General features: G+C 61.8%; 23 protein-coding genes. 11 read left to right on the forward strand and 12 right to left on the reverse strand.

Annotated features, from left to right (window positions below; all coding sequences use genetic code 11):
• Positions 1 to 310 precede the first annotated feature (310 nt).
• The 3 genes from HJA_RS02110 (at position 311) to HJA_RS02120 (ending at position 3,623) form a co-directional block, all read left to right on the forward strand.
• Positions 311 to 1,219: a hydrogen peroxide-inducible genes activator gene (locus tag HJA_RS02110; RefSeq protein ID WP_035577518.1), complete on the forward strand. Its 909-nt coding sequence runs from the start codon at positions 311 to 313 to the stop codon at positions 1,217 to 1,219.
• 141 nt (positions 1,220 to 1,360) lie between these two features.
• Positions 1,361 to 2,563, forward strand: coding sequence for an MFS transporter (locus tag HJA_RS02115; protein ID WP_035577520.1), 1,203 nt, complete (start codon positions 1,361 to 1,363; stop codon positions 2,561 to 2,563).
• 82 nt (positions 2,564 to 2,645) lie between these two features.
• Positions 2,646 to 3,623 carry a bifunctional helix-turn-helix transcriptional regulator/GNAT family N-acetyltransferase gene (locus HJA_RS02120; RefSeq protein ID WP_035577523.1) on the forward strand — a complete coding sequence of 326 codons (978 nt, stop codon included), beginning with the start codon at positions 2,646 to 2,648 and terminating at the stop codon, positions 3,621 to 3,623.
• Positions 3,624 to 3,652: 29 nt separating this feature from the next.
• Here the strand turns inward: HJA_RS02120 and HJA_RS02125 are convergent, their stop codons facing one another.
• Positions 3,653 to 5,128 carry a sigma-54-dependent transcriptional regulator gene (locus HJA_RS02125; RefSeq protein WP_035577526.1) on the reverse strand — a complete coding sequence of 492 codons (1,476 nt, stop codon included), beginning with the start codon at positions 5,126 to 5,128 and terminating at the stop codon, positions 3,653 to 3,655.
• Positions 5,129 to 5,569: 441 nt separating this feature from the next.
• Between HJA_RS02125 and HJA_RS02130 the strand changes: the two genes are divergently transcribed.
• On the forward strand, positions 5,570 to 5,779 hold the full coding sequence (locus tag HJA_RS02130; protein WP_035577529.1) for a NepR family anti-sigma factor: 210 nt from the start codon (positions 5,570 to 5,572) through the stop codon (positions 5,777 to 5,779).
• 109 nt (positions 5,780 to 5,888) lie between these two features.
• Here the strand turns inward: HJA_RS02130 and HJA_RS02135 are convergent, their stop codons facing one another.
• From HJA_RS02135 to HJA_RS02160, 6 genes are all read right to left on the reverse strand, one after another.
• Entirely contained in the window at positions 5,889 to 6,971 is a 1,083-nt protein-coding gene (locus HJA_RS02135) for a PLP-dependent cysteine synthase family protein (protein WP_035578013.1), read from the reverse strand.
• 32 nt (positions 6,972 to 7,003) lie between these two features.
• Positions 7,004 to 7,900 carry a DMT family transporter gene (locus HJA_RS02140; protein ID WP_035577532.1) on the reverse strand — a complete coding sequence of 299 codons (897 nt, stop codon included), beginning with the start codon at positions 7,898 to 7,900 and terminating at the stop codon, positions 7,004 to 7,006.
• An 80-nt stretch (positions 7,901 to 7,980) separates the two neighbouring features.
• Complete coding sequence (locus tag HJA_RS02145) at positions 7,981 to 9,516, reverse strand: 2-isopropylmalate synthase (RefSeq protein WP_035577535.1); 1,536 nt, start codon at positions 9,514 to 9,516, stop codon at positions 7,981 to 7,983.
• Between the two features lie 149 nt (positions 9,517 to 9,665).
• Positions 9,666 to 10,418 (reverse strand): TVP38/TMEM64 family protein, encoded by a 753-nt coding sequence (locus HJA_RS02150; RefSeq protein WP_051597258.1) that lies wholly within the window; start codon positions 10,416 to 10,418, stop codon positions 9,666 to 9,668.
• A gap of 92 nt (positions 10,419 to 10,510) precedes the next feature.
• On the reverse strand, positions 10,511 to 10,966 hold the full coding sequence (locus HJA_RS02155) for a helix-turn-helix domain-containing protein (RefSeq protein WP_035577538.1): 456 nt from the start codon (positions 10,964 to 10,966) through the stop codon (positions 10,511 to 10,513).
• Positions 10,967 to 11,196: 230 nt separating this feature from the next.
• Positions 11,197 to 11,871, reverse strand: coding sequence for a TetR/AcrR family transcriptional regulator (locus tag HJA_RS02160; protein WP_035577540.1), 675 nt, complete (start codon positions 11,869 to 11,871; stop codon positions 11,197 to 11,199).
• A 182-nt stretch (positions 11,872 to 12,053) separates the two neighbouring features.
• Here HJA_RS02160 and HJA_RS02165 point away from each other — a divergent pair, with 182 nt between their 5' ends.
• Both HJA_RS02165 and HJA_RS02170 read left to right on the forward strand, forming a co-directional pair.
• Positions 12,054 to 12,911: a sterol desaturase family protein gene (locus HJA_RS02165; RefSeq protein ID WP_035569173.1), complete on the forward strand. Its 858-nt coding sequence runs from the start codon at positions 12,054 to 12,056 to the stop codon at positions 12,909 to 12,911.
• Between the two features lie 161 nt (positions 12,912 to 13,072).
• The gene (locus tag HJA_RS02170; RefSeq protein WP_051597259.1) at positions 13,073 to 14,380 is read left to right on the forward strand and encodes a cytochrome P450; all 1,308 of its coding nucleotides are present in this window, start codon (positions 13,073 to 13,075) and stop codon (positions 14,378 to 14,380) included.
• Here HJA_RS02170 and HJA_RS02175 read toward each other — a convergent pair.
• Positions 14,373 to 15,575 (reverse strand): BaiN/RdsA family NAD(P)/FAD-dependent oxidoreductase, encoded by a 1,203-nt coding sequence (locus tag HJA_RS02175; protein ID WP_035577542.1) that lies wholly within the window; start codon positions 15,573 to 15,575, stop codon positions 14,373 to 14,375. The two genes, HJA_RS02170 and HJA_RS02175, sit on opposite strands and share 8 nt — an antisense overlap.
• 161 nt (positions 15,576 to 15,736) lie before the next feature.
• Here HJA_RS02175 and HJA_RS02180 point away from each other — a divergent pair, with 161 nt between their 5' ends.
• The 4 genes from HJA_RS02180 (at position 15,737) to HJA_RS02190 (ending at position 21,027) form a co-directional block, all read left to right on the forward strand.
• Positions 15,737 to 18,676, forward strand: coding sequence for a calcium-binding protein (locus HJA_RS02180; RefSeq protein WP_035577545.1), 2,940 nt, complete (start codon positions 15,737 to 15,739; stop codon positions 18,674 to 18,676).
• Positions 18,677 to 18,780: 104 nt separating this feature from the next.
• Positions 18,781 to 18,933 (forward strand): hypothetical protein, encoded by a 153-nt coding sequence (locus tag HJA_RS18670; protein WP_199285791.1) that lies wholly within the window; start codon positions 18,781 to 18,783, stop codon positions 18,931 to 18,933.
• 21 nt (positions 18,934 to 18,954) lie between these two features.
• Positions 18,955 to 19,389 (forward strand): group III truncated hemoglobin, encoded by a 435-nt coding sequence (locus tag HJA_RS02185; RefSeq protein ID WP_035577547.1) that lies wholly within the window; start codon positions 18,955 to 18,957, stop codon positions 19,387 to 19,389.
• Positions 19,390 to 19,497: 108 nt separating this feature from the next.
• The gene (locus HJA_RS02190; RefSeq protein ID WP_035577549.1) at positions 19,498 to 21,027 is read left to right on the forward strand and encodes an inorganic phosphate transporter; all 1,530 of its coding nucleotides are present in this window, start codon (positions 19,498 to 19,500) and stop codon (positions 21,025 to 21,027) included.
• Here HJA_RS02190 and HJA_RS02195 read toward each other — a convergent pair.
• The 4 genes from HJA_RS02195 to dcm are packed head-to-tail and all read right to left on the reverse strand — an operon-like array spanning position 21,024 to position 24,364.
• Positions 21,024 to 21,461 carry an ester cyclase gene (locus HJA_RS02195; RefSeq protein ID WP_035577550.1) on the reverse strand — a complete coding sequence of 146 codons (438 nt, stop codon included), beginning with the start codon at positions 21,459 to 21,461 and terminating at the stop codon, positions 21,024 to 21,026. The genes HJA_RS02190 and HJA_RS02195 overlap by 4 nt on opposite strands.
• Positions 21,458 to 22,669 (reverse strand): type II restriction endonuclease, encoded by a 1,212-nt coding sequence (locus HJA_RS02200; protein ID WP_035577552.1) that lies wholly within the window; start codon positions 22,667 to 22,669, stop codon positions 21,458 to 21,460. The genes HJA_RS02195 and HJA_RS02200 overlap by 4 nt, the downstream gene beginning before the upstream one ends.
• Positions 22,660 to 23,118: a very short patch repair endonuclease gene (locus tag HJA_RS18295; RefSeq protein WP_081814470.1), complete on the reverse strand. Its 459-nt coding sequence runs from the start codon at positions 23,116 to 23,118 to the stop codon at positions 22,660 to 22,662. Before HJA_RS18295 ends, HJA_RS02200 begins: the two co-directional genes overlap by 10 nt.
• Positions 23,111 to 24,364 (reverse strand): DNA (cytosine-5-)-methyltransferase, encoded by a 1,254-nt coding sequence (gene dcm / locus HJA_RS02205; RefSeq protein ID WP_035577556.1) that lies wholly within the window; start codon positions 24,362 to 24,364, stop codon positions 23,111 to 23,113. Before dcm ends, HJA_RS18295 begins: the two co-directional genes overlap by 8 nt.
• A 175-nt stretch (positions 24,365 to 24,539) precedes the next feature.
• Between dcm and uvrB the strand changes: the two genes are divergently transcribed.
• Positions 24,540 to 26,738 (forward strand): excinuclease ABC subunit UvrB, encoded by a 2,199-nt coding sequence (uvrB, locus tag HJA_RS02210; RefSeq protein ID WP_035577557.1) that lies wholly within the window; start codon positions 24,540 to 24,542, stop codon positions 26,736 to 26,738.
• Positions 26,739 to 26,775 lie beyond the last annotated feature (37 nt).

Consider the following 26,775-nt stretch of genomic DNA (forward strand, 5'->3'; position numbering starts at 1 on the left):
GTGTTCCGGCTTGCCGGGCCATTTTCGCCGTTCGAAACGAGGGTCTTGGGTGGGGAGTTGAGATGTCCCGCCCCGAACGGTTCATGAGCAATATGTCTGGGAGAGCCAAACGGTTCCAAATTTTCTCGCCTTGGCTGAACTTTTTTTCGTCAGGTGTCACCCAAGGTGACTTCGGGACTGCCAACAAACCCTCAAATAGCGAGATCTCCATTGTTTTTATGCGATTATTTCTGAATCCGGCCCCGTTCCGGATTCTGCATGCGACAAAAAGAAATTTTGATGGTTTACCGTTATGCCATAGATCGAACCTATGATTATTCCCACACTCCGCCAGTTGCAGTTCCTCGTCGCCCTTGGCGAGACCGGCTCCTTCTCCCGGGCGGCCGAGGCCTGCCATGTCACCCAGCCCACGCTTTCCGCCGGGATCCGGGAACTGGAGGACCTCCTCGGCGTCAAACTGGCCGAACGCGAAGCCCGCGGCGCCAGCCTCACCCATGCCGGCGAAATTGCCCTCGCCCGGGCCTCTGCCCTTCTGAACGACGCCCACGCCCTGGTGCAGGCGGTCCAGAGCGCCGGCGCCCTTCTGACGGGCCCCTTTCACCTAGGCGCCATCCCGACCATCGCCCCTTTCGTGCTCCCACAGACCGTACGGGCGTTGAATGCGGCCTATCCCGACCTCAAGCTCTACTTGCATGAGGACAAGACCGGGCGCCTGATCGACCAGCTGCGCACACGCACGCTGGACGCCGCCCTGATCGCGCTGCCCTGGGACACGCCCGGCATCGAGACGATGACCCTGCTGGACGATGAGTTCCTGTTCGCCGCGCCGGCCAATCACCCGCTCGCCTCAAAGAACGGGCTCGCCCCGGAAGACCTGGCGGACGAGAACCTCCTCCTGCTGGAAGACGGGCACTGCCTGCGCGACCATGCGCTATCGATCTGCCGCATGCCGACCGGCGCCCGGAAAGACCAGGTCGCTGCCACCTCACTCGGCACGCTGGTCAACATGATTGCCGGCGGGCTTGGTGTATCGCTGCTGCCAAAGCTCGCTGTCGATCATGGCCTGAATGTCGGCAGCGACGTCGCCGTGCGGGAGTTTGTCCAGCCGGTGATCGGGCGCCGCATCGGCATCGCCTGGCGCGCCGGCAGCCCGCGCGAAGCCGATGCAAGGAAAGTGGGCGAAGTCATCCGCGAACAGCTGACCGCCACCGCCGCCTGACAGCCGCTGCGGATTTTTCCGGACACGGTCAAATTCCGCTATCCCGGACCTCATAACCGGGCTAGTGCGGATTCCGTTCTCGACACAGCCTACGGACTCCCAAATGCATACCGGCCCGTTTCCCGCCAGCAGGCCTGACGCATGCGCCTGAACGATGCCTGGCTGGCCTCGCTTTCGGCGGGCGCGGTCAACCTCGTGCTCGGGGCAAACCTGCCCTACCTGCCGGTGTGGATGGAAAAAGCGGGCGGCATGTCGGGCGCGGAAATCGCCGGGGCAGGCACGCTGGCCGCCCTCATCCGCATCTTCGCCGGGCCGCTCGCCGCAGGCCGGGCCCAGTCTCACGGGCTGCGCGCGACGCTGGCTGGCACGATGGCTGTCTGCCTTGCCGGCTATGCCCTGTTGTTTCCGGACCTGCCACAGGCGGCCGCCTTCCTGGTCTGCGTCGCCATCTACAGCGCAACCAATGTGTCCGGCCCGCTGTTCGAAGCGGTACTGATTTACGGCACACGTAATGCGCGGCCGGATTACGGGCAGGGCCGGGCCATCGCCTCGCTTGCCTTTGTTGTCGCCAACCTCGCTGGCGGGGCCGTCCTGTCTGCTTTCGGACCCGATGGCATTCTCGTCTACCTGCTGAGCGCCGCCCTGCTGGCCACGATCGCGCCCCTGTTCACGCGGCAGGGCGCCCGGCAGGTACTGCCGAAACGAACGGTCCTCAGCACGTTTGCGGAAGGCTTCTCGCTGTACCGGCTTCCGGCCCTCTTCGCCTTCATCCTGGCCGCCGCGCTGATCCAGGCAAGCCACGGCGTCTATTACGCCTTCTCGTCCGTGATCTGGGTATCGCAGGGCATTTCCGGCTCAAGCATCGGGGCGCTCTGGGCCGTCGGCGTGGTGACCGAGATCGGGCTCCTGCTTCTGTCCGGACGGTTACTGCGGGGCTTCAGCGCGGTGAACCTGTTATGGCTGGGCGGCCTTGGCGCAATGGTGCGCTGGACAGCGGCGGGGTTCGTGCTGCCGGTGGCCTTCGCCGCCATGTTCCAGACACTGCACGCGGCGTCCTTCGCCCTGACGCACCTCGCCACCATGCGTTTCCTGCAGCAGGCCCTGCCGGATGAGCGCCTGCCGCTGGCCTATGCGGTAAACGGCGCGCTGGTGTTCGGCCCGATCCTGGCATTGTCGACCTTCCTGTCCGGCCTTGCCTATGACGCGCTTGCCCCCGGCGGCGCGGAAGCCCAGACGCATATCTACTGGCTGATGGTAATCGCCGCAGGTGCAGGCCTTGCCGTCGCCGCCGTGACACGGCCCGCGCCCGCCATCGTCGCCAGCTCCATTGAAGACGACGCCTGAAGGCATCCAGGCCCTGAAGTCACGCTTGACAAATCCAATTACATAACACGTTATATATCATGTTCATCGGATGGAGAGCGGCATGGCGCGTGATGTTCTTGCGGAAATGGGCCCGCTGGCCCTGGGCAGCCGGCTGAAGCGGCTGGCCGAGCGGATGCAGGCAGACGCAACGAAAGTGTTCGCCGACCGGGGCCTGCCCATTCAGGGCACGCATTTTCCGCTTCTGGCCGCGCTCGCGACCTATGGACCGCTTAGCGTCACCGAAGCCGTGGAGGCCGTCGGCATAAGCCAGCCGGCCGTCACCCGTATTCACAACGCGCTTCAGAAGATGGGGCTCACCACGGTTTCGCCGGTGGAAGGTGACAGCCGCCAGAAACAGATCCGCCTGACGCCGGACGGCGAAGCACTGGTCAATGAATTGAAACGGGACCTCTGGCCCCAGGTACGCCGCGCAGCCCAGCAATTATGTGAGGGGCCGGACGCTGATTTCCTGACCCAGATCGGCCGGGTCGAGGCGGCCCTGCAGGAACGCTCCCTGCACGACCGGATCCTCGATGAAGGCGCCGGGCCGGCGTTGAGGCTCGTCGAATATGATGACCGGCTCGCGCCGGAGTTCGACGCGATCACCCGCGAATGGGTGGAGGACATGTTCACGCTGGAAGAAAAGGACATAGAGATCATTGAGCACCCACGCGAGATGATCATCGACCGCGGCGGCGTGATCCTGTTCGTGGAGGCCGACGGGCTCGGCATCATCGGCACCTGCGCCTTGATGCCGGTGGACGGCGACGCCTTCGAGCTGACCAAGATGGGCGTGCGTGCCAGCGCCCGCGGCCTGAAGGCGGGAGACTTCCTCCTGCAGCGGACAATCGAGCGCGCCCGGCAACTGCCCATCGGCAGCCTGTTCCTGCTGACCAACAAGAAATGCGCCGCCGCCATCCACCTGTATGAAAAGGCTGGCTTCGTCCACGATGCAGACATCATGGACCGCTACGGCAAACGCTATGCGCGCTGCGATGTGGCCATGTCCTACGACCTGTCGAGGCCGCCTCAGGGCTGAGACGACCTCGTAAAGTCAGAACAGGAGAATCAGCTCGCTTCGCGCTCGTGCATGTCGAGATCGTACTCGCGCACCTTGCGGTAAAGCGTGGAGCGGCCGATACCGAGGCGGCGGGACACTTCGCTCATATGGCCCTGATAGTAGTCGATCGCATACTGAAGGATGTCACGTTCGATGTCCTGCAGGGCGCGCATTTCGCCATCCGGGTCCATGATCGGAACAGGCCCCTCTCCCGTAGCGAGCCCAGCGGACGGCACACCGGCAACGACCGAAGCAGCGTCAGCCGGGGCAACCGCCGGAGCGGCCGGCAGGCTGGCAATGTCCGGCATCTGGCCGGAAATCTGCGGGAAGTCCTGCGGACGAAGCTTGTCGCCATCGCAGAGGACCACGGCGCGGAAGACGGCATTCTCGAGCTGGCGGACGTTGCCCGGCCAATCGAAAGCATACAGCATCTTCATCGTGTCATCGGCCACGCCGGACACTTTCGTGCCTTCGCTTGCATTGAAGCGGCCAATGAAATGCTCGACCAGGGCCGGGATGTCGTCGCGGCGTTCGCGCAGGCTCGGCATGTCGATCGGGAACACGTTGAGACGGTAGAACAGGTCTTCGCGGAACGTGCCTTCGGCCACCTGCTGGGACAGGTCGCGGTTTGTGGCGGAGATGATCCGCACGTCCACCTTGGTCGGCCGGCGGGACCCGACGGCATCGACTTCCCCTTCCTGCAGGGCGCGCAGCAGTTTCACCTGCGCATCGAGCGGCAGTTCGCCGACCTCATCCAGGAACAGCGTGCCGCCATCGGCCTCGACGAACTTGCCCAGCGCTTTGGAGACAGCACCGGTAAACGCGCCCTTCTCATGGCCGAACAGGATCGACTCAACCAGGTTTTCCGGGATCGCCCCGCAGTTCACCGTCACGAACGGCTTGCCCACACGGGTCGAGGCCCCCTGAATGCAGCGGGCAACAACTTCCTTACCCACACCACTTTCACCGAGGATCAGGACCGGAATGTCGGACACAGCGGCCCGCTCGGCAAGACGAATCACCTGACGCATCGGAGCCGCCGACGCAATCATGTCGTCGAACGCCATGCCGCCTTCTGCCTTGCGGGCGAGGCGCTTCACTTCTCCGGTCAGCGATTGCATCTTCAGGGCGTTCCGGATGCTGACGACCACACGCTCCGGATTGGCCGGCTTCACGATAAAGTCAACCGCGCCACCGCGCATGGACTGGACGATCGTGTCGATGCCGCTGGTTGCAGTCAGCATGATTACCGGCAGGTCCTGGCGTTTGGCCGCAAGACGCTCCAGCGTTTCCATCCCGGACAGGCCTGGCATGGTCAGGTCCAGAAGAACGACATCAATGCCATCCTTCGGGTCCGCGGCCAGCGCAATGCCGGCTTCACCGTCCGGTGCCGTGCGGCAGGCAAAGCCCGCCTTTTCCACAGCAGCCTGCAGCAGGCGGCGTTGCGTCGGATCGTCATCGATAACGAGGACCGTTTTTGCCATGATTTCATCACCCTGTTGTTTGCCAGGCAGGTCTTTTCGCCCGCTCAGGCATGGTCATTTGTTCAATCCGGCACAGGAAGCGTGCCACATCGTTACGGCCCGTTCTGACACAGGGGGATGGAGTTACGGTTGAAGGAATAGATGAAATTTGCCCGATCCGGAACAATTTCGCGTTTGCGTGGAACCACTGCCAACCGACTTTGTCAGGCCACTGACCCTGACTGGTCGCGGCAGGTCCCGGGGGGCACTGCACAATTTTCAGATTCCGCCGGTCCGGTTCGTGCGCAACTTGCAACCTGCAGCACTTGCCGGCCAGCCGATCCAAAACTTTTGCCACTCCGATTGCAAATACCGGTTGCGATCACCCCACCGCCTGATATTGGTTCTGCCCAAAATATCCAGAGGAAACCACCCGAACCGGAACATCCGGGAAGCAGTCTCATGAAGGACAGTTCGCAGGAGCAGGACCCGCCTGAACGGCCACCGAAAGAATTGCCCGGCGGTGCGGCGCAAGCCCTCAGCTCTGCCCTGAAGAAAACCTTCGATTCCCTGCTCGAGGAACCTGTTCCCGAAAAGTTTGACGCGCTGATCGCCCGTATTCGCGAGGAAGAAATGCGCCGGAATGCCGGAAATGACGGCGACAAAGACTGACCGTTACATCAACCTTTGTGTCTCAAATTCCATAATCTGACAGCGCCCTGCCCCGTATCGGTTCAGAAAGATTGACGGGGCAGCCGTCCCTGTCTGGGGCACCGCCCCGTCAGGTGCCAGCCGTCTTCACCAGCCAGGCCGCATGCGGGGCCAGGTCCAGACCTTCGCGCGCGATCCAGTCCGGATTATAGCAGGTGTCGAGATAGCGCTCCCCGCCATCACAGATCAGGGTCGCTACGGAGCCGGCCTTCCCGGCGTCGCGCATCTCACGCATCAGGTGCAGCGCCGCCCAGACATTGGTTCCGGTCGACCCGCCGCATTTGCGGCCCAGCACCTTTTCCAGCCAGTGGATGGTGGCAATGGACGCTGAATCCGGCACCTGCATCATACGGTCGATGACCCGCGGCTGGAACGAAGCTTCCACACGCGGCCGTCCGATCCCCTCGATTCGGGACTTGGTCTTGATCTTCAGGGACGGATCGCCGGTGCGGTAATGGTCGTAGAAGACCGAGTTTTCGGGGTCAGCCACACAGAGCTGCGTCTTCGCGGCAAGGTCACAGCGATAGCGGATATAACGCCCGATCGTGGCCGACGTGCCACCTGTGCCCGCGCTCATCACAACCCAGTCGGGGATCGCATGGTCCTCCAGCGCCAATTGCGCAAACAGGCTGTCGGCGATGGAGTTGTTGCCCCGCCAGTCGGTCACCCGTTCGGCATAGGTGAACTGGTCCATGAAATGGCCGCCGGTCTCACAGGCGAGCCGTTCGGCTTCGGCATAGATGTCGCCGGGCTCCACCTCATGCGGCTCACCGCCATAGAAGGTGATCTTCTCAATCTTCGACGGCGCCGTGCCCTTGGGCATGACGGCGATGAAGCGCAGGCCCAGCAGCCGCGCGAAATAGGCTTCCGACACGGCCGTGGAGCCGGACGAGCATTCCACGATCACTGTCTCCGGCCCGATATGTCCGTTACACAGGCCATAGAGGTACAGCGAGCGCGCCAGACGGTGCTTCAGGCTGCCGGACGGGTGGATGGACTCATCCTTCAGATAGAGCGTCTGATCCGGAAAGGCCGGCAGCTCCACCTTGATCAGGTGGGTGTCGGCAGAGCGGTTGAAGTCCGCATTGATCTTCTGGACCGCCTCGCGCACCCAGACGCGATCCATGATGGGCACCGAACACCCTTCCGCCATACCAGCCTCCTGCATTCCAAACTTCGTTGCCCTCAATGCGCCAGAAGCACCAGCGCGACAACACCGGCAGCCACCAGCAAGACACCTGCGATCTCTCTCGGCGTGACTTTCTCCCGGAAGAAGAGGATCGAGATGGCCAGCGTGAAGATCACCTCCACCTGCCCCACGGCCCGCACATGGGCGGCATTCTCCAGCGTGAACGCCGTGAACCAGCCTAAAGACCCGAGCATACCGGTAACGCCCACCAGCGACGCCACACGCCAGGCTCGCACCAGATGGGCCACCTGCCCGCGCTCGCGCCAGGCCAGCCAGATGAGAATGGCGATGGCCTGGAACACGGTCACGAAGGCCAGCGTGGCAGACGCCCTCAGAACGACGCCCCCTTCCGGCAGCGACAGCGAGGCCCCGCGATAGGCCACCGCAGAAAGCCCGAACAGGCCGCCGGAAAGCACGCCGATCCAGACCTTGCTGTCGATCCGGAAACGCGCCCGCCCTTCGCCGCCCGGCATGGAAACGAGGATCACGCCCAGAAGGCTGATCAGGATCGCGATGGCCGCGCCGACCGTCAACTGGTCGCCCAGCAGGACGATCCCGAACAGGGCCGTCTGCAACGGTTCGGTTTTCGTGAAAGCCGTCGCGACAGCGAAATTCGTATGGGAGAAAAGATGGATCAGCAGGCCGGTCGCCACGATCTGCGCAAGGCCGCCCAGCATGCCCCAGCCATAGAAACTGCCCGGCGGTACGCCGACGCCCTGCCCCGTCGCGCCGCGAAAGACGACAAAGAACAGCACCGCCAGCGGCGCCGCGAAGACAAACCGGCTGGCCGTCGCCCCCCATGTGCTGAGGCGGCCTTTCAGCATCTTCTGCAGCGCATTGCGCAAATTCTGGGAGAAAGCCGCCGCAAGGGTGACCGGGATCCAGAGTTCCATGAGGCGGTCTCGTCAGCACACAGCCGACCTGCCTCCCGTGCGCGCTGCACGGGAGAAAGGGGCTGTTTTCAAGGATTTGGTCAGGCCGCCTGGCGCTTGGCCTTGCGGTTTTCCAGCTTGTTGACGGCGTGGAGATAGGCCTTGGCGCTGGCCACCAGCGTGTCCGGGTCGGACGCGCGGCCGGTCGCCATGAAACCATCGGCATCGTTGAGACGCACAGATACGGTCGCCTGCGCATCTGTTCCGCCGGTAACCGCGTGCACCTGGTAAAGGTCCAGCTTGCCGGAATGCGGGATCAGCGACCGGATGGCGTTGAAGACCGCATCCACCGGGCCGTTGCCGCGGGCAATCGCGAATTTGTCCTCGCCGTCCATGACCAGATCGATCTCGGCCGTCTGCGGGCCTTCGGTGCCGGCCACGACGCGCAGGCGCTTGAACATGGCGCGCTCGCCATCTTCCGCCAGCTGATCGTCGACCAGGGCCACGATGTCATCGTCGAAGACATGCTTCTTCTTGTCGGCGAGTGCCTTGAAGCGCTTGAAGGCATCGTTCAGCGCGTCCTGCTCCAGCACATAGCCCAGCGATTCCAGCTTGTCGCGGAAGGCATGGCGGCCGGACAGTTTGCCCATCACCAAAGACGTTTTGGCGACACCGACATCTTCCGGCTTCATGATCTCGTAGGTTTCCGAGTTCTTCAGCATGCCATCCTGATGGATGCCGCTTTCATGCGCGAAGGCGTTCTTGCCGACGATGGCCTTGTTGTACTGAACCGGGAAGCCCGTGATGCGGCTCAGCATGGCGGAGGCGCGCGAGAGATATTCGGTTTTCACACCGGTCGAATAGGGCAGCGTATCGTTACGGACGCGCAGCGCCATGACGACTTCTTCCAGCGCCGCATTGCCGGCCCGCTCGCCGAGGCCGTTGATCGCGCACTCCACTTGACGGGCGCCATTGGCGACGGCGCTGATGGAGTTGGCGACCGCGAGGCCCAGATCATTGTGGCAGTGCGCCGACCAGATCACTTTATCCGAATTGGCGACATTCTCGATCAGGCGGCGGAACAGCGCGCCATACTCGTCCGGGTGGGAATAGCCCACCGTGTCCGGAATATTGATCGTGGTTGCGCCACTCTGAATGGCGACGTCGATACATTTGCACAGGAAGTCGAACTCGGTGCGCGTGGCATCTTCAGCGCTCCACTCGACATCGTCGACGAGGTTGCGAGCCTGGCTGACCGAGCGGCCAACCGCTTCCAGCACGGCATTCGGCCCCATCTGCAGCTTGTGCTTCATGTGCACGGGGCTGGTGGAGATGAAGGTGTGGATACGCGGGCGCGCGGCATGGCGCACGGCCTCGCCGCAACGCGCGATGTCCGACTCGGTCGAACGGGAAAGGCCGCAAATGATAGCGTCTTTCGAGCGGCGGGCAATCTCGCTGACGGAGGCAAAGTCACCTTCGGAGGCGGCGGGGAAACCGGCTTCGATCACGTCGACGCCCATCTCTTCCATCAATGCGGCGAGTTCGAGTTTCTCGCCATGAGTCATGGAGGCGCCGGGCGATTGTTCGCCGTCACGCAAAGTGGTGTCGAAGATACGGATATGGTCTGATTTGGTCATGGCAGGGCCTGGATCTGGGGAATGTCGGAAATTGTCTGGCTCAATATCCCCTGACCGTGCGCCTACCCCGGACTCAGTGCGGAGCAGTCGGCACCGGCCAGGGGCCGGTAAGAAGCAGGCGTAGAGGCAAATTCTTGCGCATGATGCGGTTATTCCGGCAGATCGCCCGAATTGTCAACCGCGCCTGCACCGATCAGGGCAACAGATTGCCCCGTTTTTCGCACGCGCTGGCGCACCCAGACGGCAATGACCGCATAAACGGCAACCGCCGCCAGCGCCGCGAGGATCGCAGTCACGGGATTTCCCGACAGCGCGGCCAGCAGGCTGCGCCCCGCAAAGGCGACCAGGATGATCTTCGGGATCGTGCCGACGCCCATACCTGCCCAGAAAGGCAGGAAGCGCGCATGGCTGACGCCGAACGCCATGTTGACCAGCAAGAGCGGCCCGGTCGGCACATTGCGCACCACGGCGCTCGCGACGAAGGCGTTGCGTCCGATGAACCCCGCCAGACGGTTCGCCGTCTTGCCGGCATAGCGGCGGAAAGCCTGTTCCCCCGTCAGCCGGCCGACATAGAAGGTCAGCGCCCCCGACACCATGGTCGCGATCCAGGAATACGCCCCGCCGGCCCAGGGGCCGAAAACCGCAACGGCCGCGGCGATCAGGGCGAACTGGGGCACGCCCAGAAAGGCGGCGACGCAGAAGACGACGATCAGCGCCGGCAGACCCCAGGGGCTGTCGGCCATGCCGTCCATCCAGGCCGTCATCGCCTCTCCGCTCGGCAGCACACCCAGCTTGCCGAGCCCGAAAACGAGCAGCACGACCGCCAGCAAAACACCGCCCAGCACCATGGCGCGGCGCGCCGGTGTGTCTGCATTCTGAGGGGGCTGGACCGCATCATTCATACGCGCAGCGTTTGATCCGACAGCGCCGTTGCGTCAAGCAGCAACGATCCGCAAAACTGGTGTCCGGATTATGGCAACCCACCGCAGCTTGTTTATTCCTGTACACCCATCATCGCCTTGTGCCGGTTGACCAGTTCGAACAGGACGACGGCGAGGCCGTGCCCGGCCGTTCCGACCGTCCACCAGATCATCGCCCACATCATGACATAGCTGCCGGTGCCGATATTGATGCCGGTGAAGAGGACCATGCCGAACAGGTAGCAGGCGAGGCTGATCCAGAAGGACAGGCGCAGGGCGGCCCCTTTGCGGGCGGCTTTCTGCTGCACCGCGGCCCGGGCTTCCGATTTGGGATCCACGGTCAGCGCCATGACATCGACATTGAACGCCGCCGCCAGTGCCATCAGCGACTCGCGCGAGGCCTTTTCCCCCTGCTCAATCCGCTGAACGGTTCGCAGGCCGATCCCGGCCAGGTCCGCCAGATGTTCCTGAGACCAGTGGCGCTCCTCGCGCCAGCGTTTGATCTTTGCGGCATCGGCGTGAAATTGCATGGCTCATACTCCATCTGAAGGGTTGCGTTATGTCCACCCGAAAGAGCGGAAAAAACGGTCCCCGGCCACGCCAGGCGGGCGTCACGGGCCCGCCAGAAGGCCGCCAATGCCCCGCCGTCCACCCGGGCGGCCATCGCCTCCCCACCCGGCAGGATGCTCGGCTTGCACAGCACGAAAACAAGCAGCAGCGCCCCGCAAAACGGGTGTCCGGATTGAGGCAGCCCCTGCAATCAGGATTTTTTACGCCGCCCGCCCCGTTTTTTCATCGCCCGCTCGCTGGCTTCGGACATCGGCGCCATCAGGCCGGCGGTGATCATGTCGATCAGGGTTTCGACCTGAAGTTCGAAATCGGGTGAGGCGCCCGCCTGCTCCGCTTCGAACGCGGCGAGGCAATTCACGCACTGGTCGCTCGCTGCCAGCAGCCGTGTGCGAATGACCTGTTCCGGCAAATGGGTCATCAGCTGTTTCAGCCGGTCGGCCGCAAGGAACCAGCCGGTCATCAGGTCTGCCGGAGCGAGCTGGATCACGAGTTGTTTTTCCCGCGTCGCCCGCGCCATGAACTGGACATAGTGATTGCCCTCCTCTCTCGGCCGCAACTCCTCGGCCAGCGGCCAGACCCAGGTGCTGACCAGCGCGCGGGCTTCCTCAGTCCCGCCGGTCGGCTGGACCTCCTCCAGCAGGGCCAGGCGCTTCGGGTTCACATAGCGCATCCGGTTTTCGAAAACGGCTTCCACCAGCTGGTCGCGCGATCCGAAATGATACTGGATGGCGGAAGCGTTCTTCTGGTTCGCCGCCTCGCTGATCTGACGGAAAGAGGCACCGTGCAGGCCATATTCGGCGAACAGGGATTCTGCCGCTTCGATAATCGCCGTCCGGCCGTTTTTCGTTTCGCTCTGACGGGTCAATTCCCTGTGCCCCTTGCCTGACATTCTGGGTCGCCGCCTCTCTATGCCGCGATCCCGGTCATTATGACAGTTGCCCAATTAATGCATATACATTAAATGTGACCTCACAACAGGAGAGAGGCGGCCACGCGCACGTCTCCACACGACGGAAACTCAAGCGAAACAGACGAGGACCCAACACAATGCCGGACCACACTTTCACACTCTCGGACGCACTCTGGGTCTATCTGGCGACGCTGATCATCTTCATTATCGAGGCCCTGACCGGCCGGCTGCGCACCTATACCAGGCGCGACTTCGGTCTGACGGTGCTGACCTTCCTGACAAATTCGGCCACGACGCGGCCCCTGATGGCGCTGGCCGTCGGCTACCTGGCCGCATGGCTGGTCCCTGCAGGCGCGGGCTTCGCCGCCTCCGTTCCGATCTGGCAGGCGGCGCTGATCGTCTTCTTCACCGTGGAGTTCGCCTTTTACTGGATCCACCGCTGGGGACATGTCGGCCAGAAGAAAGGCCACAAGCTGGCCTGGCTGTGGAAGATCCACCGCACGCACCATTCCGCGACGACCATGAATTCGTCCATCGTGCAGCGCCAGAACATCTTCTGGGCCGTGTTCACGCCGCACATCTGGATGATTGCGCTGTTCATCTATGCCGGCATGGAACCGGGGGTCGCCATCTACATGGTTGTCTTCTATCTCTGGAACACATTCACCCACATGCACTGGCGCGCAGACGCCCGCCTGCTGTCGAGCCCCGCCTTCCGCGCCCTGTCGCATGTCTTCATTATGCCGACCATGCACCACGCCCATCACGGCTATGGCAAGAACGGCAAGATGTACTGCAATTACGGCCTGTGCCTCTCCGTCTTCGACTGGATGTTCGGCACGCTCTTCCTGCCAGACGACCAGCCGTCCCGCTACGGCGTACCGGGCGGACAGGTTCACTGGGCCGAAGAAGCCTTCTACCCGCTGAACCTGTTCGGCAAGCGCCCGAAGGAACAGCCGGCCTACAGCACCGCGACCGAAGGGGACCTTCCGTAAGCGACGTGAAAGCCTGCCCCGGACAGACCACTGGCGGGCAGCGCTCATCCCGCAACGGGGCGCATTGTCCTGCGAGCCGAAAATGGCGATTTCCTCGCGGCACGGCTTGACGCCGGGCCGCGGGACGTCGTCTGCTTCCCTAAAAGAAAAGGGAGGAAATCATGGCCGACGGAACAGCCGCCTTTCCGGGCTTCAAACGGGACACGCTGGATGACGAGATCGTCCATCCGGACCTCTATGCCAGCTGGGATATCCACGAGGTCTACACGAAGCTGCGGCGGGACGACCCGGTGCACTGGACCCAGCCGGACGGGTTCCGCCCCTTCTGGTCGATCACCAAACATGCAGACATTCTGGAGGTCGAGAAGAACAACAAGATCTTCATCAATCACGACCGCACCTATCTGAGCCCGAAGGCCGGAGAGGAGTGGATCAAGGCCACGACCGGCGACACCCACCTCTTCCGCACGCTGGTCGATCTCGACGACCCGGTGCACATGAAGCTGCGCGCCCTGACCCAGTCCTGGTTCATGCCGCCAAACCTGCGCAAGCTGGAGACCCGTATCGCCGCGCTCGCCAAGGAGCATGTCGACCATATGGCAAGCCTCGGCGGGGAATGCGACTTCGTGAAGGAAGTCGCCCTCTGGTATCCGCTGCGCGTGATCATGGAGATTCTCGGCGTTCCGAGGTCTGATGAAAAATTCATGCTGAAGATGACGCAGGAAATCTTCGGTCCCGGCGACCCGGACGTGGCGGGCGAAAGCGACAACAAGTCCGAAGACGGGCAGACCATGACCAGCGACCAGGGCGTCGACCTGCTCAAGACCGCGCAGGAACTGTTCCAGTATTTCGGCGCAATCACGGAAGACCGGCGCGCCAATCCGCGCGACGATGTTTCCACCGTCATCGCCAATGGCCAGATCGACGGCCAGCCGATCGGCGAACGCGAAGCGATGAGCTATTACATCATCGTCGCCACAGCCGGGCATGACACGACCAGCTCCACCGTCTCCGGCGGCATGCTGGAACTGATCCGGCGCCCGGACCAGCTGGCGAAGCTCAAGAACGACCTCTCCCTCCTGCCGAATGCCATCGAGGAAATGATCCGCTGGACGACGCCGGTGAAACATTTCATGCGCACGGCGACGGAGGATTACACGCTCCGTGACAAGACGATCAAGAAAGGCGACGGGCTCGCCCTGTTCTACTGGTCCGGCAACCGCGATGAAGAGGTCTTCGACGATCCGTTCGAATTCCGCGTCGACCGCGACGTGAAGAAACAGGTCGCCTTCGGCTATGGCGTCCATGTCTGTCTGGGCATGCACCTCGCCCGGATGGAGATCAAAGCCCTGCTGAACGAGCTGCTGCCGCGCCTTGAGTCGATCGAACTGGCCGGGGAGCCGCAAAGCACCCGCGCCAATTTCGTCTCCGGCCTGAAAAGCCTGCCGGTGAAGTACAAGCTCAGCTAACGCGCTCGGCGGCTGCGGCGGCGCTCGCCCAGGCCCATTGGAAATTGTAGCCACCGAGCCAGCCGGTGACGTCGACGCATTCGCCGATGAAGTGGAGGCCCGGCACATGACGGCTCTCCATGGTGCGGGAGGACAAGCCCGCCGTGTCCACACCGCCGGCCGTCACCTCCGCCGTGCGATAGCCTTCGGTCCCGGCCGGGCGCACCTGCCAGCTTGTGAGGGCGGCGGCGAGCCCCTCCAGCGTGGCATGTGACAGGTCCGCCAGCCGCGCAGCCGGGGCGAGCCCTTCGCGTCGCAGGATGAGCTCGGCCAGCCGCTTGGCGAACAGGCCTTCGAGCGCCGTCGCCAGCGTCTGCATCGGCCGGTCCTGCTTCGTTTCTTTCAGCTGTCCGGCAATGTCCGTATCCGGCAACAGGGTCAGCGCCACCGCCTCCCCCGGTTGCCAATAGGACGACACCTGAAGGATGGCCGGACCGGAAAGACCGCGGTGCGTGAACAGCATCGCTTCCTCGAAGGCCGCTCCGCCCGCAGCCGCGCGCACGTCGCAGGCAACACCGGAGATGGAGGCGAAGTCTTCATGGTCTGCGCCGGTGAACACGAAGGGTACGAGCGCCGCCCGCGTCGGCACGATGTCATGCCCGAACTGGCGGGCGATGTCATAGGCAAGGCCCGTCGCGCCCATCTTGGGAATGGAAAGTCCGCCCGTCGCCACGACCAGTTTCGGCGTGGAGAACGTGGCCCCGGAAGTCTCAACCCGGAACCTGCCAGCGGCATGGGTCACTGCCTCAATTTTCGTTTCGAGGCGCAGCTCCCCCTGCCCCTTCTCCAGCTCGTCCAGCAGCATCTGGATGATCGCGCCGGATTTCTGGTCACAGAACAGCTGGCCGAGGGTCTTCTCGTGCCAGGTCAGGCCGTGGGCGGCCATGAGGCTGGTGAAGTCCCACGGCGTGTAACGCGCCAGCGCGGATTTCGCGAAATGCGGGTTCTGGCTGATGAACCGGTTCGCCGCGGTTTCCAGATTGGTGAAGTTGCACCGCCCGCCGCCGGAGATGCGCACCTTCTCCGCGGGCTTGGCAGCATGGTCCAGCACCACCACGCGCTGGCCCGCCTGTCCCATGCGCGCGCCGCAGAACAGGCCCGCCGCTCCGGCGCCCAGCACGATCGCATCATATTCAAGGGGCGGCGCCGCAGACATGCCGGGCCTATGCCGCACACTCGCCCCCGGAAGCAAGCGGCGATGATTCCCCTAAGGCGTGAAAATCAGCTGCAACTGCTACAGATCTTCGCATTCCCGGCGGCATCGCATTGACTTTCAACGCCCAAGGTTTTCTAGCTCGGGGAAACGGGGGACACTGCGTGAAGTTGAATTTCTGGCTCAATCCGTTTGCCGCTCTGGCAAGCGATGATGTTCTGTTCGGAACCGGCCTGTTCCGCCCGCTCTTCCCTTTCCAGATGGACGCGTCCGCGCTCCAGTCCAGCAAACTGGTTGCAGCAGAGGCCGCTCCGCCCATCGAGGGAACGGAAGGAAACGATGCGCTCTACGGCACGGATGGCGACGATGTCGTCTATGGTTATGGCGGCGAAGACTATATCCGCACCTATGAAGGCGACGACCTGATCTATGGCGGGGATGACCGCGATTACATCCTTGTCGCTGGCGGCTCCAACACGGTCTATGGCGGCAATGGTGACGATGAAATCACCATGTCGACCTATGGGGTGACGCAGCCTTCCGACTTCGTTGACCACTTGTATGGCGAGGACGGCAATGACGTTATCTACGGAAATGTCGGGGACGACTTTCTGGATGGCGGTGCAGGCGATGACTATTTGCTGGGCGGACGCGGGAATGACTCCCTGACAGGCGGCACCGGCGCCGACACGTTTGACTTCAATTATTACGAAGACAGCCTCGACCAGGACGTGGTTGAGGATTTCAATGTTGCCGAAGACATCGTCGACCTGATGGGGCTGTATTCACGCGCGCTCGGCATATCCGTGTTCGAAAATGCCGTACAGTCTGGCAACGACGTGATTCTGGCGCATCCCAGCGGCCTCGGCTCGACACTGGTCCTTCGCAATGTGGACCTTGGCGACCTGACGGAATCGAACTTCCTGTTCTCTCCGCTCGTGGCTCAGGACGATGACCTCACTGTTTCCGCCACAGGTACGCTGACGGCGAATGTGCTGGACGATAATGGGAATGGTCCGGACACAAATGACTTCCAGAACACCACAGGCGTCTATGGCGTGTCGCTTGATCCGGACACACCGTTTTTCAGCTTCAGCACGGAGCCGCTCATTCTGGGTGAGGGCGCCACATTCTTCGTCAATCCCGATGGCAGCGTCGACCTCAATCTGAACGGCGCCTTTGACTATCTGCGTGATGGCGAGTCGCTGACGTTCCAAATCTATTATGAAATGCGCGATCAGGATGAGGCATATTCGGACCGCGGAACGATCAATCTGACGATCACCGGTGTCGATAATGACATCGACTACATTGAAGGCGGTATCGGTGACGACACGCTGACCGGCGGAACCACGGATGACCAGATCGTCGGCCTTGAGGGGAACGATACGATTGATGGCGCATCCGGCAACGACACTCTGGTTGGTCTGGAAGGTGACGATACCCTGACCGGCGGCACCGGCCGTGATTGGCTCTTCGGCGGAGATGGCAATGACATTCTTTCGGGCGGCATGGGCCCGGACCGCCTGTCCGGAGACGTCGGCAATGACACGCTGACGGGCGGTTCTGGTGCCGATACGTTCGTTTTCCTGCCAGAAACGGAAGAAGTCTATGTCGACGGGCAGCCCGAATATATTCCGGTTGCCATCGGCGATGACGTGATCACGGACTTCGACCCGTCTGAAGACCTGATCGATCTGTCCGGCTTCTCCAGCCGCAGCGTCCGCGAAGCTGTCGCTCTAAGCGCCGTTCAGTCCGGGGCCGATGTTGTCCTCACAATCGGGGGAGACTCGCCCGGCACAATTACGCTGCAGAACACGGATCTGGGGGACTTGTCGGAGGCGAACTTCGTATTCTTCCCGCTTGTCCTGCAGGATGACTATATCACCGTTTCTGCGTCTGGTCCGCTCACAGCCAATGTGCTTGATGACAATGGCAATGGTGCCGACGCGTCCTACGGCGCCCCGCTCCAGGGCATGTACGGCACCTTCAGTCCCGCACTGAACAGCTCTTCCTATCCGGGCGGATGGTTCACGTTTGGAGACGGGGTTCAGGTCGGCATCAATTATGATGGGTCGATCATCTACAATCCGAACGATGCGCTGGACTATCTGCGCGACGGCGAAAGCGTCACCTATGAGATCGTCTACACAATCGGCAATGAAGACGGCTACCGGGATACCGCCACGCTCTATCTGTCCGTCACAGGCGAGGCGAACACAACGGGCTTCCAGGACGGGGACGGTGATGGCAACACCCTGACCGGAGGCACCGAAGACGACACGCTCAACGGCTTCGGCGGCAATGACACACTCGATGGCGCCACGGGGAATGACCGGCTCCATGGCGGCGACGGGGAAGATGCACTGACAGGCGGGGCGGGCCGGGACCGTCTGTGGGGCGATGCCGGAAACGACACACTGAACGGCGGCCTCGGGCCCGACGCCCTGCTCGGCGGCGATGGCAATGACACACTCTATGGCGGCACAAGCTTCGACAAGCTGCTCGGCGGGTCCGGCGATGACATGCTGAACGGTGAGGATGGCGACGACATCCTCTCCGGCGATGACGGAGACGACACGCTTTATGGCGGTGACGGTAACGACACCCTGAACGGCGGTGCAGGCAATGATGCGCTGTGGGGCGGTGAAGGAACCGACACGATGACCGGCGGCGCCGGCTTCGACGTGTTCTACATCGGCAATGGCGAAAACCAGGTCATCACGGACTTCAACCCGACCGAGGACCGGATCGTGCTGGACGGCATGAACTTCTTCTACACCCAGGACGAGCTCGAACTGGTGCAGTCGGGCAAGGATGTGATCCTCACGCCGATCGAAGACTCCGGCTATTTTTCCCTCACGATCCGAAATGTCTCGCTGGAGCAGCTGCAGGACTGGATGATCACCTATGAGATCATTCTCGGATCAGAGGCGGAAAGCGCCGCCAAGCCGGAGACGGCCGCGCCGGAATGGCTGCCTCTGCCTGAGCCTTCCCACGCCCTGCCCCAGCCGGACCTGTCGCACGATGACGGGGGCTACGCCCCCTATGACCCGGTCTTCGACCTCTTCGATTCCGCGCCGCCAGACTGGCACCTGGCCTGATCCCTTCGCGAGGCGTACCGCCCCTCGGTAAGGTTACGTATTGATTTTACCGGAGTCAGGGCCGACCCTGCCCGTCACAAATGGCAACCGTGCAGGAGGCGATTATGGGGAATCTGACGGTCGACAATCTGGCAATTTACGCCCTTATCGGGTTTGGCTGTCTTGTCCTGATCATGGTGGGCATCACGGCCTGGGTTGTGCGCAAGGCGTTCAGCGCGCCGGTAACGCCGCCACAGGTCGAGCCGCCCAAGGACTAGAACAGGAACCATCCGGGCATCATGACCGACACAATCCGCCGCTCCGGCGAAGAACGGCAGGCTTCGATCCAGCACACTTCGGCCGCGCTCGGCATCGACGAGGCGCTGGTCTCGCAGCTGGTCGATACCTTCTATGCCCGCGTGCGTGAGGACGACCTGCTCGGCCCCATCTTCCAGTCGGCTTTGGGGGAGGACTGGGACCCGCACCTCGCCAAGCTGAAGGATTTCTGGTCCGCCATCGCGCTGGGCACGCGGCGCTATAATGGCCGCCCCATGCCCGCGCATCTGCGCCTGTCAGACCGCATCAGCGAAGCCCATTTCGGGCGCTGGCTGGGCCTGTTCCGCGAAACCGTCGACGAGCTGATGCCGAATCCCGCCGCCGCCGACTTCTTCTACGACCGCGCGAACATGATCGGCCGGAATTTCCAGGCCATGATCTTCGCGCTGAACTCATGAGTTTCGTGACAGTCTTATGACATCTACAGCCTGATCTTTCGAATCCAGTTGAAAATTCCGGCTGTATGCGGCTGATGCGGCACATCGCCTGCAAGCGAAGGGGCTCTCATGGCTGACGGCAAGGAACCGACACTCGTCAAGGAAACCCTCGATAAGGACCTTGCCAAAATCGGCAGGGCCGAGGCCGCCGTTCAGGCCACCGCACGCAGTGTAGTCGCCCCCGGTCTCGCCTTCCTGTTCCTGGCTGCCATCGTCGTCATCGGCGGGGCCCTGCTGGGCGGACAGGACAATGGCCTCCTGATCATCGCTGCGGCCGCCATCGGCGGCTATATGGCCCTCAATATCGGTGCCAATGACGTGGCCAACAATGTCGGCCCGGCGGTCGGCTCCAAGGCGCTGACCATCGGCGGCGCGCTCGTCATCGCGGCCATCTGTGAAAGCGCCGGCGCCCTGCTGGCCGGCGGCGACGTGGTTTCCACGATTTCCAAGGGCATCATCGACCCGTCCACCGTGCCGACGACCGAGACCTTCGTCTGGCTGATGATGGCGGCGCTGATCTCCTCGGCGCTCTGGGTGAACCTTGCCACCGTGCTGAACGCGCCGGTCTCGACCACGCATGCCGTTGTCGGCGGCGTGATGGGCGCCGGCATCGCCGCGGCCGGCTTCGGCGCGGTGCACTGGCCCACCATGGCCTCCATCGCCGCCAGCTGGGTCATCTCGCCCGTCCTCGGCGGCATCATCGCTGCGGCCGTGCTGGCCTTCATCAAGATCTTCATCATCTACCGGGAAGACAAGATCGCCGCCGCGCGCCGCTGGGTGCCCATGCTGATCGCGATCATGGCCGGCGCCTTCGGCACCTACATGTCGCTCAAAGGCCTGAAGCACCTGCCCTGGTTCGATCATATCGGCCTGCCCAAAGCGCTGCTGATCGGCCTCGGCGTCGCCATCTTCGCCTGGATCGTCACCCACCCGTTGATCAAGCGCCAGTCGCGTGACATGCCCAACCGCAACCAGTCGCTGCGCGAGCTCTTCGTGTGGCCGCTAATTTTCTCCGCTGCCCTGCTCTCCTTCGCGCACGGGGCCAATGACGTCGCCAACGCCATCGGCCCGCTGGCCGCCATCGTCCATGCGGTTGAGGCCGGCGAAGTCGCCTCCAAGGTCCAGATCCCGCTCTGGGTGATGCTGATCGGAGCCGGCGGCATCTCCTTCGGCCTCGTTCTGTTCGGGCCGAAGCTGATCCGCATGGTCGGCGAGTCGATCACCAAGCTGAACCCGATGCGCGCCTATTGCGTCGCGCTGGCCGCCGCCGTGACCGTGATCATCGCCAGCTGGCTGGGCCTGCCGGTCTCCTCCACGCACATCGCCGTCGGCGCCGTGTTCGGCGTGGGCTTCTTCCGGGAATGGTTCACCGCGAACTCGAAGACGCGCCTGCGCTACATCCACGCCTATGCGCCGAATGCCGCCAAGACGCAGTATGCCGGTGTCCAGCGCCGCAAGGCCGCCCGCAAGCTCGTCCGCCGCGCGCATGTGAACACGGTCGTCGCCGCCTGGCTGATCACCGTTCCGGCCTCAGCCGTGCTGGCCGCCGCCATCTTCTTCGCGCTGGAGCATTTGTTCGGCGTGGTCCCTGCCACCTAAGCCAGATCCAGAGCGCGCAGCACGGCGCCCTGATCGAAATAGGGCCGCTCGCAGATGATGCGGTCACTGCCCGGCGCGAACTCAAACGTCGCCGCCATCCGCACCCGGAAGCTGCGCCCCGTCGGCTCGATCACCTTGTCGCCCACGCGCAGCGGCCCGGTATGCGTGCCGGTCAGCCAGAACTCGACCAGAACCGTGTCCTTGTCCTCGTCCGCCGCGATGGAGATGATCTCATTGTCCTGGTCCGGGAACGGTGTGCGCGACAGCTCGAAATAGCGCCGCACCGCCGCCTCCCCATCAAACACCTGCCCGCCGCCATGCATCTCGTAGCGCGGATGTTCAAACGTCGCGATCACCGCATCCCAATCATGCGTGACTTCGAGCGCCATATGATTGCGGACGTTTGCGATGCGGGCTTCGGTGAGTTGGGTCATGGTGCATTCCTTCTAAGGCTCCCCAAGAAATCTTCCAGGGACCAAATTTGATCACGAACAGATTCGGGATACTTCTTCTGAAGCCTACTCGGCACGACCAACTTGACGCCCGCTGCTGTCATCTCAGAAAATTGATTAACAGATATTCCTTCCTGCAACGTAAGAAGGTATTTGGTGGAAACGCGATCGGCTTCGTTCAGAATTTGTCGCCACCTGTCCTTACACGTTGTTTTTGCCGCCAACACAGTCAATTTCTCCGCAGGAAATGACGCGTCATTGTAGTTGGACACGCTCGGAAACAAAAAATCGGGTTTCTTATTGCCTTCAATTTTCGGATTGTACTCGTAGTCGATTCCTTCCCTGAGCCCCTCCTCATCAAAGATGGACTTAGCATGGTATTCAAGCGATTTTCCGGCTCTTGATTTTCTGCTTTGCAGAACCGTCTGCGCCATTCCAAGGAAATCATCGAGCGTACTGAAGCCCTTCTGAATTTCTGGCGTATAAAATGCACGCTCAACGCTTCGAAAAACTTCAAATTCGCAGTCCCGTCTGCGAAGAATGCGGTCATCTACCGGCTTTTCCCGATCCGGCCGTAGACTGATCGCCTTTCTAATAATCTCCAAACCACTCGGAAACGAACTAAGCCAGTCCTGCGGAATATCTTCCGTTCGAAGCACACAGCTTGCCGCGTGGACTTCAGAACTCTCAGACCGGATCTTTAATTTGGGCTCCCAGACAACCGTTTCACCAGGCTCAACTGGGCCAGAAATGTCTTCCAGCTGAACTTCTTCCTCGTGGTTTCTGCAGATCCAGACCTGACAGTTAACTGGGGTTTCCAATGCAAACGCGAAGGCAACCAGCGCTCCGGTATTCTCCGGGTCTAGGAGAGGATTCTCCTTGCCGCCCAGCTTGGTCATTCGAGTTTCATTGCGTCCGCTGGCAGGATTTTCGTGAAACTTGTTGTTGTAGTAGATTATGTTTGAAGTCGTTTCAAAACCGTCGGGCAGAACTTTGAGAATGACTTCATCGCGGGGATTTTTTTGACTAAGGTCAGTCAAACTAGGCATTAGTCGAAATGCCAAATCCTTCGGCACATAAGGTCCGGCCTGATGTCCGCCGGTTAGCTGAGTGTCGTTTCCCGAAAGCCGCTTTAGGTACCAGACAAAGCCTTTTCCTGATACTTCCTCAACCCAATCATCTAGTTCCATGTTGGATCTCCAGAGATTTGGATTTCTTGTCGATCAGAACTCACCCAATTGCCCAATAACCGAATACGCTCAGAAACTTCTGAAGCATCACGAAAAGAACACTCCCACACTACTGCAACCCTCCAACCACTGTTCTTCAATACTTCCATCGCGGTTTTATCACGGGCAACGTTCTTTTCAATTTTGGAGCGCCAGAATTCTTTCCGCGTTTTGGGCCACTTGAAGTATTTGCAATCGTGCTTATGCCAAAAACAGCCATGAACAAAAATTACGGCCCTATACTTCGGAAGAACCAAATCGGGCCGTCCTGGCAGCCTTTTATCGTGCAGCTTGTAGCGGAACCCCATCGCGTGCAGTCCGCGCCGCACGATCATTTCCGGTTTTGTGTCCTTGCCACGAATGCCGGACATCATCCGGCTACGTACTTCAGGGCTTACAACGTCAGCCATTCACAGCCATACGCCGCCCTCGGTACAAGTCGCGCTGGCGCTTTTCCTTCCCCGAAAGGTCCTTCGCAACCGCAGCCCGGATATGCGGCTCCATCACTTCCGCAATGGCTTCCACGACTGGAACGACGACAGCATTCCCGCACTGTTTGTAAGCCTGCGTGTCTGAAACGGTCGTTGACCAAATCCGGTTGCCACGCTCAAACCCCATAAGTCGCGCACACTCTGTTGGCGTCAACCGTCTGGGACGGCGGCCCTTCCCTCGGTCGACGAGGATTTCGGAACCATCCTTGTAATAGCGGGCCGACAGCGTCCGGGTCACGTCATCCGGCCCGAACAGGCCGTAACCAAAACCATTGCCCTTGGCGTTATGTTTGGCCTTGTAATCCTGAAGGTACTGCCAGAGCTTTGGCGTCAGAGTGTATTTCTCGGAAACCTGTTCTTCCGGCATCAGTATGCTGCCAAGCGTCGGCCACGGCTTTTCAGGCACCCGCAAATCATCAAAAGAAAAATCTGCCTCCTGACGAAATCCAACAATAAAGATACGCTCTCGTTTCTGCGGCACCCACGGTTCAGAACTAATGACCCGAGTAGTTACGTGATAGCCCAACTCTTCGCGAAGCACCTTCATGATGGTGGCAAATGTGCGCCCTTTGTCATGGCGCTCAAGATTCTTCACATTTTCCAGCAAAAAGGCCTTGGGCCGGTGTCGCTTGATGATCTGGGCCACATCAAAAAAGAGCGTACCCTGTGTTTCATCTAGAAAACCATGCTGCCGTCCGAGGGCGTTCTTCTTGCTCACACCGGCAATGGAAAACGGCTGACAGGGAAAGCCCGCCAGCAGCACATCATGCTCGGGGATTCGATCCAGTGCCGTGTCGTCCTTCGTGAACTCCCGAATGTCCCCTGCGAATAAATGGTCTTCATCTTCGGGGAAGTTGCGTACGTAGGTTTCGCGCGCATACTTGTCCCATTCGCTGGTGAAAACGCATTTGCCGCCAATCGCCTCAAAGCCGATGCGCAGCCCGCCGATACCGGCAAAAAGGTCGATGAATTTGAAAGCAGGTTCAACACGATCCGGCCTCCGCGAAGCGGCGTACTGTTCCAGAATAATGAGCACCGCTTTCTTGGGTTCAGTCTCTCCCTCGTCGTATCGGCGCACCGTTCTCTCGGCCAACCCCAAGAGGCTCGCCGCCTCCTTGTGGGAAAGCCCGCACTCCTGCCTCAATTTGGCAAATTCATTCGTCATGGAAGCCCCGGATTCCTGGGTGGAATTTTGACAAACTGTCGTGATTTGACTCGGCAAACAAGCTCAAAGTTCGTTTTTTGTTCGCTTTTTCACAGATTTCAGCTGCTCAAAACTGCGTCCGAACACAACAAGAACACCCTAGACAGCCCCGCTCCCCCGCTCCATATCTCGCCCTATGGCTCGGTCTCCCTCCAAAACTGTTTCGGAAGCCCCGGCGATTTTCGGGGCGGATGGCTTCGCGCGTGATGCGGCGGGGGCGCTGCCGTCGGACAACTGGACGCCGCACCGGCCGGACCGCAACTGGGTCAGCGTCGACGATTCCCGGCCGCTGCGCGTCGCCTCCCCCTATGAGCCGGCGGGCGACCAGCGCACGGCCATTCCGGAACTCGTCGAGGGCATCGCCGCCGGCGAGCGCGACCAGGTCCTCCTCGGCGCGACGGGCACGGGCAAGACCTTCACCATGGCCAAGATCATCGAGGCGACCCAGCGCCCGGCCCTGATCCTCGCCCCGAACAAGACGCTCGCCGCGCAGCTCTATGGCGAGTTCAAATCCTTCTTCCCCGACAATGCGGTGGAGTATTTCGTTTCCTACTACGACTACTACCAGCCGGAGGCCTACGTGCCGCGGTCGGATCTCTATATCGAGAAGGAATCCTCCATCAACGAGGCGATCGACCGGATGCGCCACTCGGCCACCCGCGCGATCCTGGAGCGCGACGACGTGATCATCGTCGCCTCGGTGTCCTGCATCTACGGCATCGGCTCGGTGGAGACCTATACCTCGATGACGTTCAAGCTGGAGGAAGGCCAGCGCATCGACCCGCGCGCCGTTGCAGAGCGCCTGGTGGCGAACCAGTATGTGCGCAACGACATCAACTTCGTCCGCGGCTCGTTCCGCATCAAGGGCGACGTGATGGACATTTTCCCCGCCCACTATGAGGACCGCGCCTGGAAGCTCTCCTTCTTCGGCGACGAGCTGGAGAGCATCACCGAGTTCGACCCCCTCACCGGCCGCACGCAGCAGAAGCTGCCAGCCATCAAGATCTACGCCAACAGCCACTACGTCACGCCGCGCCCGACGCTCAACCAGGCCATCGAGCAGATCAAGGCGGAGCTGAAATCCACCATCGCGCACTTCCAGAAGCACGGGAAACTGCTGGAGGCCCAGCGCATCGAACAGCGCGTGCAGTACGACATCGAAATGCTGGCCGCCACGGGCAGCTGTAACGGCATCGAGAACTATTCGCGCTACCTCACCGGCCGCAAGCCCGGCGAGCCGCCGCCGACCATGTTCGAATACCTGCCCGACAACGCCCTCGTCTTCGCCGATGAGAGCCACCAGACGATCCCCCAGATCGGCGCCATGTTCAAAGGCGACTTCAGCCGCAAGTCGACGCTGGCCGAATACGGCTTCCGCCTGCCCTCCTGCATGGACAACCGGCCGCTGAAATTCGAGGAATGGGACGCCATGCGCCCGCAGACGGTGCACGTCTCCGCCACGCCCGGCCCGTGGGAGCTGGAGCGCACCGGCGGCGTGTTCACCGAACAGGTCATCCGCCCCACCGGCCTGCTCGACCCGCCGGTCGAGGTCCGCCCCGTCTCCAATGACGGCGCCAACCAGGTCGACGATGTCATGGCCGAGGTGAAGGCCGTCGCCGCGAAGGGCTACCGCTCCCTCATCACGACGCTGACCAAGAAGATGGCGGAAGACCTGACGGACTTCCTGCACGAGAACGGCGTGCGCGTGCGCTACATGCACTCAGACGTCGACACGATCGAGCGGATCGAGATCATCCGCGACCTGCGCCTCGGCCAGTTCGACGTGCTGGTCGGCATCAACCTCCTGCGCGAGGGGCTCGACATTCCGGAGTGCGGTTTTGTCGGCATCCTCGATGCGGACAAGGAGGGGTTCCTCCGTTCAGAGACCAGCCTCGTGCAGACCATCGGCCGCGCGGCGCGCAACGCCGAGGCGCGCGTTGTTCTCTATGCGGACAAGGTGACCGGCTCCATGCAGCGCGCCATGGACGAGACCGACCGCCGCCGCGCCAAGCAGATGGCCTATAATGAGGAACACGGCATCACGCCGACCACGATCAAGCGCGACGTCGCCGACATCCTCAGCGAGCTCGGCGAGAAGAAGGACGTCTCGGCAAAAGGCCGGGGCAAAGGCAAGGACAAATCCCGCGGCCGCACCCGCGCCGTCGCCGAAGAAAAAGCCTTGCCACTTGCGGGCGAAAAGGGGCACAATCTCAAGGCTGTGGTCGCCGACCTCGAAAAACAAATGCGCGAAGCCGCCGCGAACCTGGAGTTCGAAGAAGCCGCGCGACTGAGGGACGAGGTGAAGCGGCTACGGGAGGAGGAATTGGGGCTCTAAAAACGGCTGGTCAGCCAATGTGGCGCGGCTTAGGGCC

Source organism: Hyphomonas jannaschiana VP2 (assembly GCF_000685215.1).
In the GTDB taxonomy this organism is placed as follows: domain Bacteria; phylum Pseudomonadota; class Alphaproteobacteria; order Caulobacterales; family Hyphomonadaceae; genus Hyphomonas; species Hyphomonas jannaschiana.

What these genes read in the sequence shown, in the direction of transcription:
- HJA_RS02135 (WP_035578013.1), bottom strand. Translation starts at nt 6,971, where the DNA reads ATGGCGGAAGGGTGTTCGGTGCCCATCATGGATCGCGTCTGGGTGCGC.
- HJA_RS02200 (WP_035577552.1), bottom strand. Translation starts at nt 22,669, where the DNA reads ATGGAACTAGATGATTGGGTTGAGGAAGTATCAGGAAAAGGCTTTGTC.
- HJA_RS02190 (WP_035577549.1), top strand. Translation starts at nt 19,498, where the DNA reads ATGGCTGACGGCAAGGAACCGACACTCGTCAAGGAAACCCTCGATAAG.
- HJA_RS02120 (WP_035577523.1), top strand. Translation starts at nt 2,646, where the DNA reads ATGGCGCGTGATGTTCTTGCGGAAATGGGCCCGCTGGCCCTGGGCAGC.
- HJA_RS02185 (WP_035577547.1), top strand. Translation starts at nt 18,955, where the DNA reads ATGACCGACACAATCCGCCGCTCCGGCGAAGAACGGCAGGCTTCGATC.
- HJA_RS02130 (WP_035577529.1), top strand. Translation starts at nt 5,570, where the DNA reads ATGAAGGACAGTTCGCAGGAGCAGGACCCGCCTGAACGGCCACCGAAA.
- HJA_RS02150 (WP_051597258.1), bottom strand. Translation starts at nt 10,418, where the DNA reads ATGAATGATGCGGTCCAGCCCCCTCAGAATGCAGACACACCGGCGCGC.
- HJA_RS02125 (WP_035577526.1), bottom strand. Translation starts at nt 5,128, where the DNA reads ATGGCAAAAACGGTCCTCGTTATCGATGACGATCCGACGCAACGCCGC.
- HJA_RS02175 (WP_035577542.1), bottom strand. Translation starts at nt 15,575, where the DNA reads ATGTCTGCGGCGCCGCCCCTTGAATATGATGCGATCGTGCTGGGCGCC.
- HJA_RS02165 (WP_035569173.1), top strand. Translation starts at nt 12,054, where the DNA reads ATGCCGGACCACACTTTCACACTCTCGGACGCACTCTGGGTCTATCTG.
- HJA_RS02140 (WP_035577532.1), bottom strand. Translation starts at nt 7,900, where the DNA reads ATGGAACTCTGGATCCCGGTCACCCTTGCGGCGGCTTTCTCCCAGAAT.
- uvrB (WP_035577557.1), top strand. Translation starts at nt 24,540, where the DNA reads ATGGCTCGGTCTCCCTCCAAAACTGTTTCGGAAGCCCCGGCGATTTTC.
- dcm (WP_035577556.1), bottom strand. Translation starts at nt 24,364, where the DNA reads ATGACGAATGAATTTGCCAAATTGAGGCAGGAGTGCGGGCTTTCCCAC.
- HJA_RS18295 (WP_081814470.1), bottom strand. Translation starts at nt 23,118, where the DNA reads ATGGCTGACGTTGTAAGCCCTGAAGTACGTAGCCGGATGATGTCCGGC.
- HJA_RS18670 (WP_199285791.1), top strand. Translation starts at nt 18,781, where the DNA reads ATGGGGAATCTGACGGTCGACAATCTGGCAATTTACGCCCTTATCGGG.
- HJA_RS02195 (WP_035577550.1), bottom strand. Translation starts at nt 21,461, where the DNA reads ATGACCCAACTCACCGAAGCCCGCATCGCAAACGTCCGCAATCATATG.
- HJA_RS02155 (WP_035577538.1), bottom strand. Translation starts at nt 10,966, where the DNA reads ATGCAATTTCACGCCGATGCCGCAAAGATCAAACGCTGGCGCGAGGAG.
- HJA_RS02170 (WP_051597259.1), top strand. Translation starts at nt 13,073, where the DNA reads ATGGCCGACGGAACAGCCGCCTTTCCGGGCTTCAAACGGGACACGCTG.
- HJA_RS02110 (WP_035577518.1), top strand. Translation starts at nt 311, where the DNA reads ATGATTATTCCCACACTCCGCCAGTTGCAGTTCCTCGTCGCCCTTGGC.
- HJA_RS02115 (WP_035577520.1), top strand. Translation starts at nt 1,361, where the DNA reads ATGCGCCTGAACGATGCCTGGCTGGCCTCGCTTTCGGCGGGCGCGGTC.
- HJA_RS02145 (WP_035577535.1), bottom strand. Translation starts at nt 9,516, where the DNA reads ATGACCAAATCAGACCATATCCGTATCTTCGACACCACTTTGCGTGAC.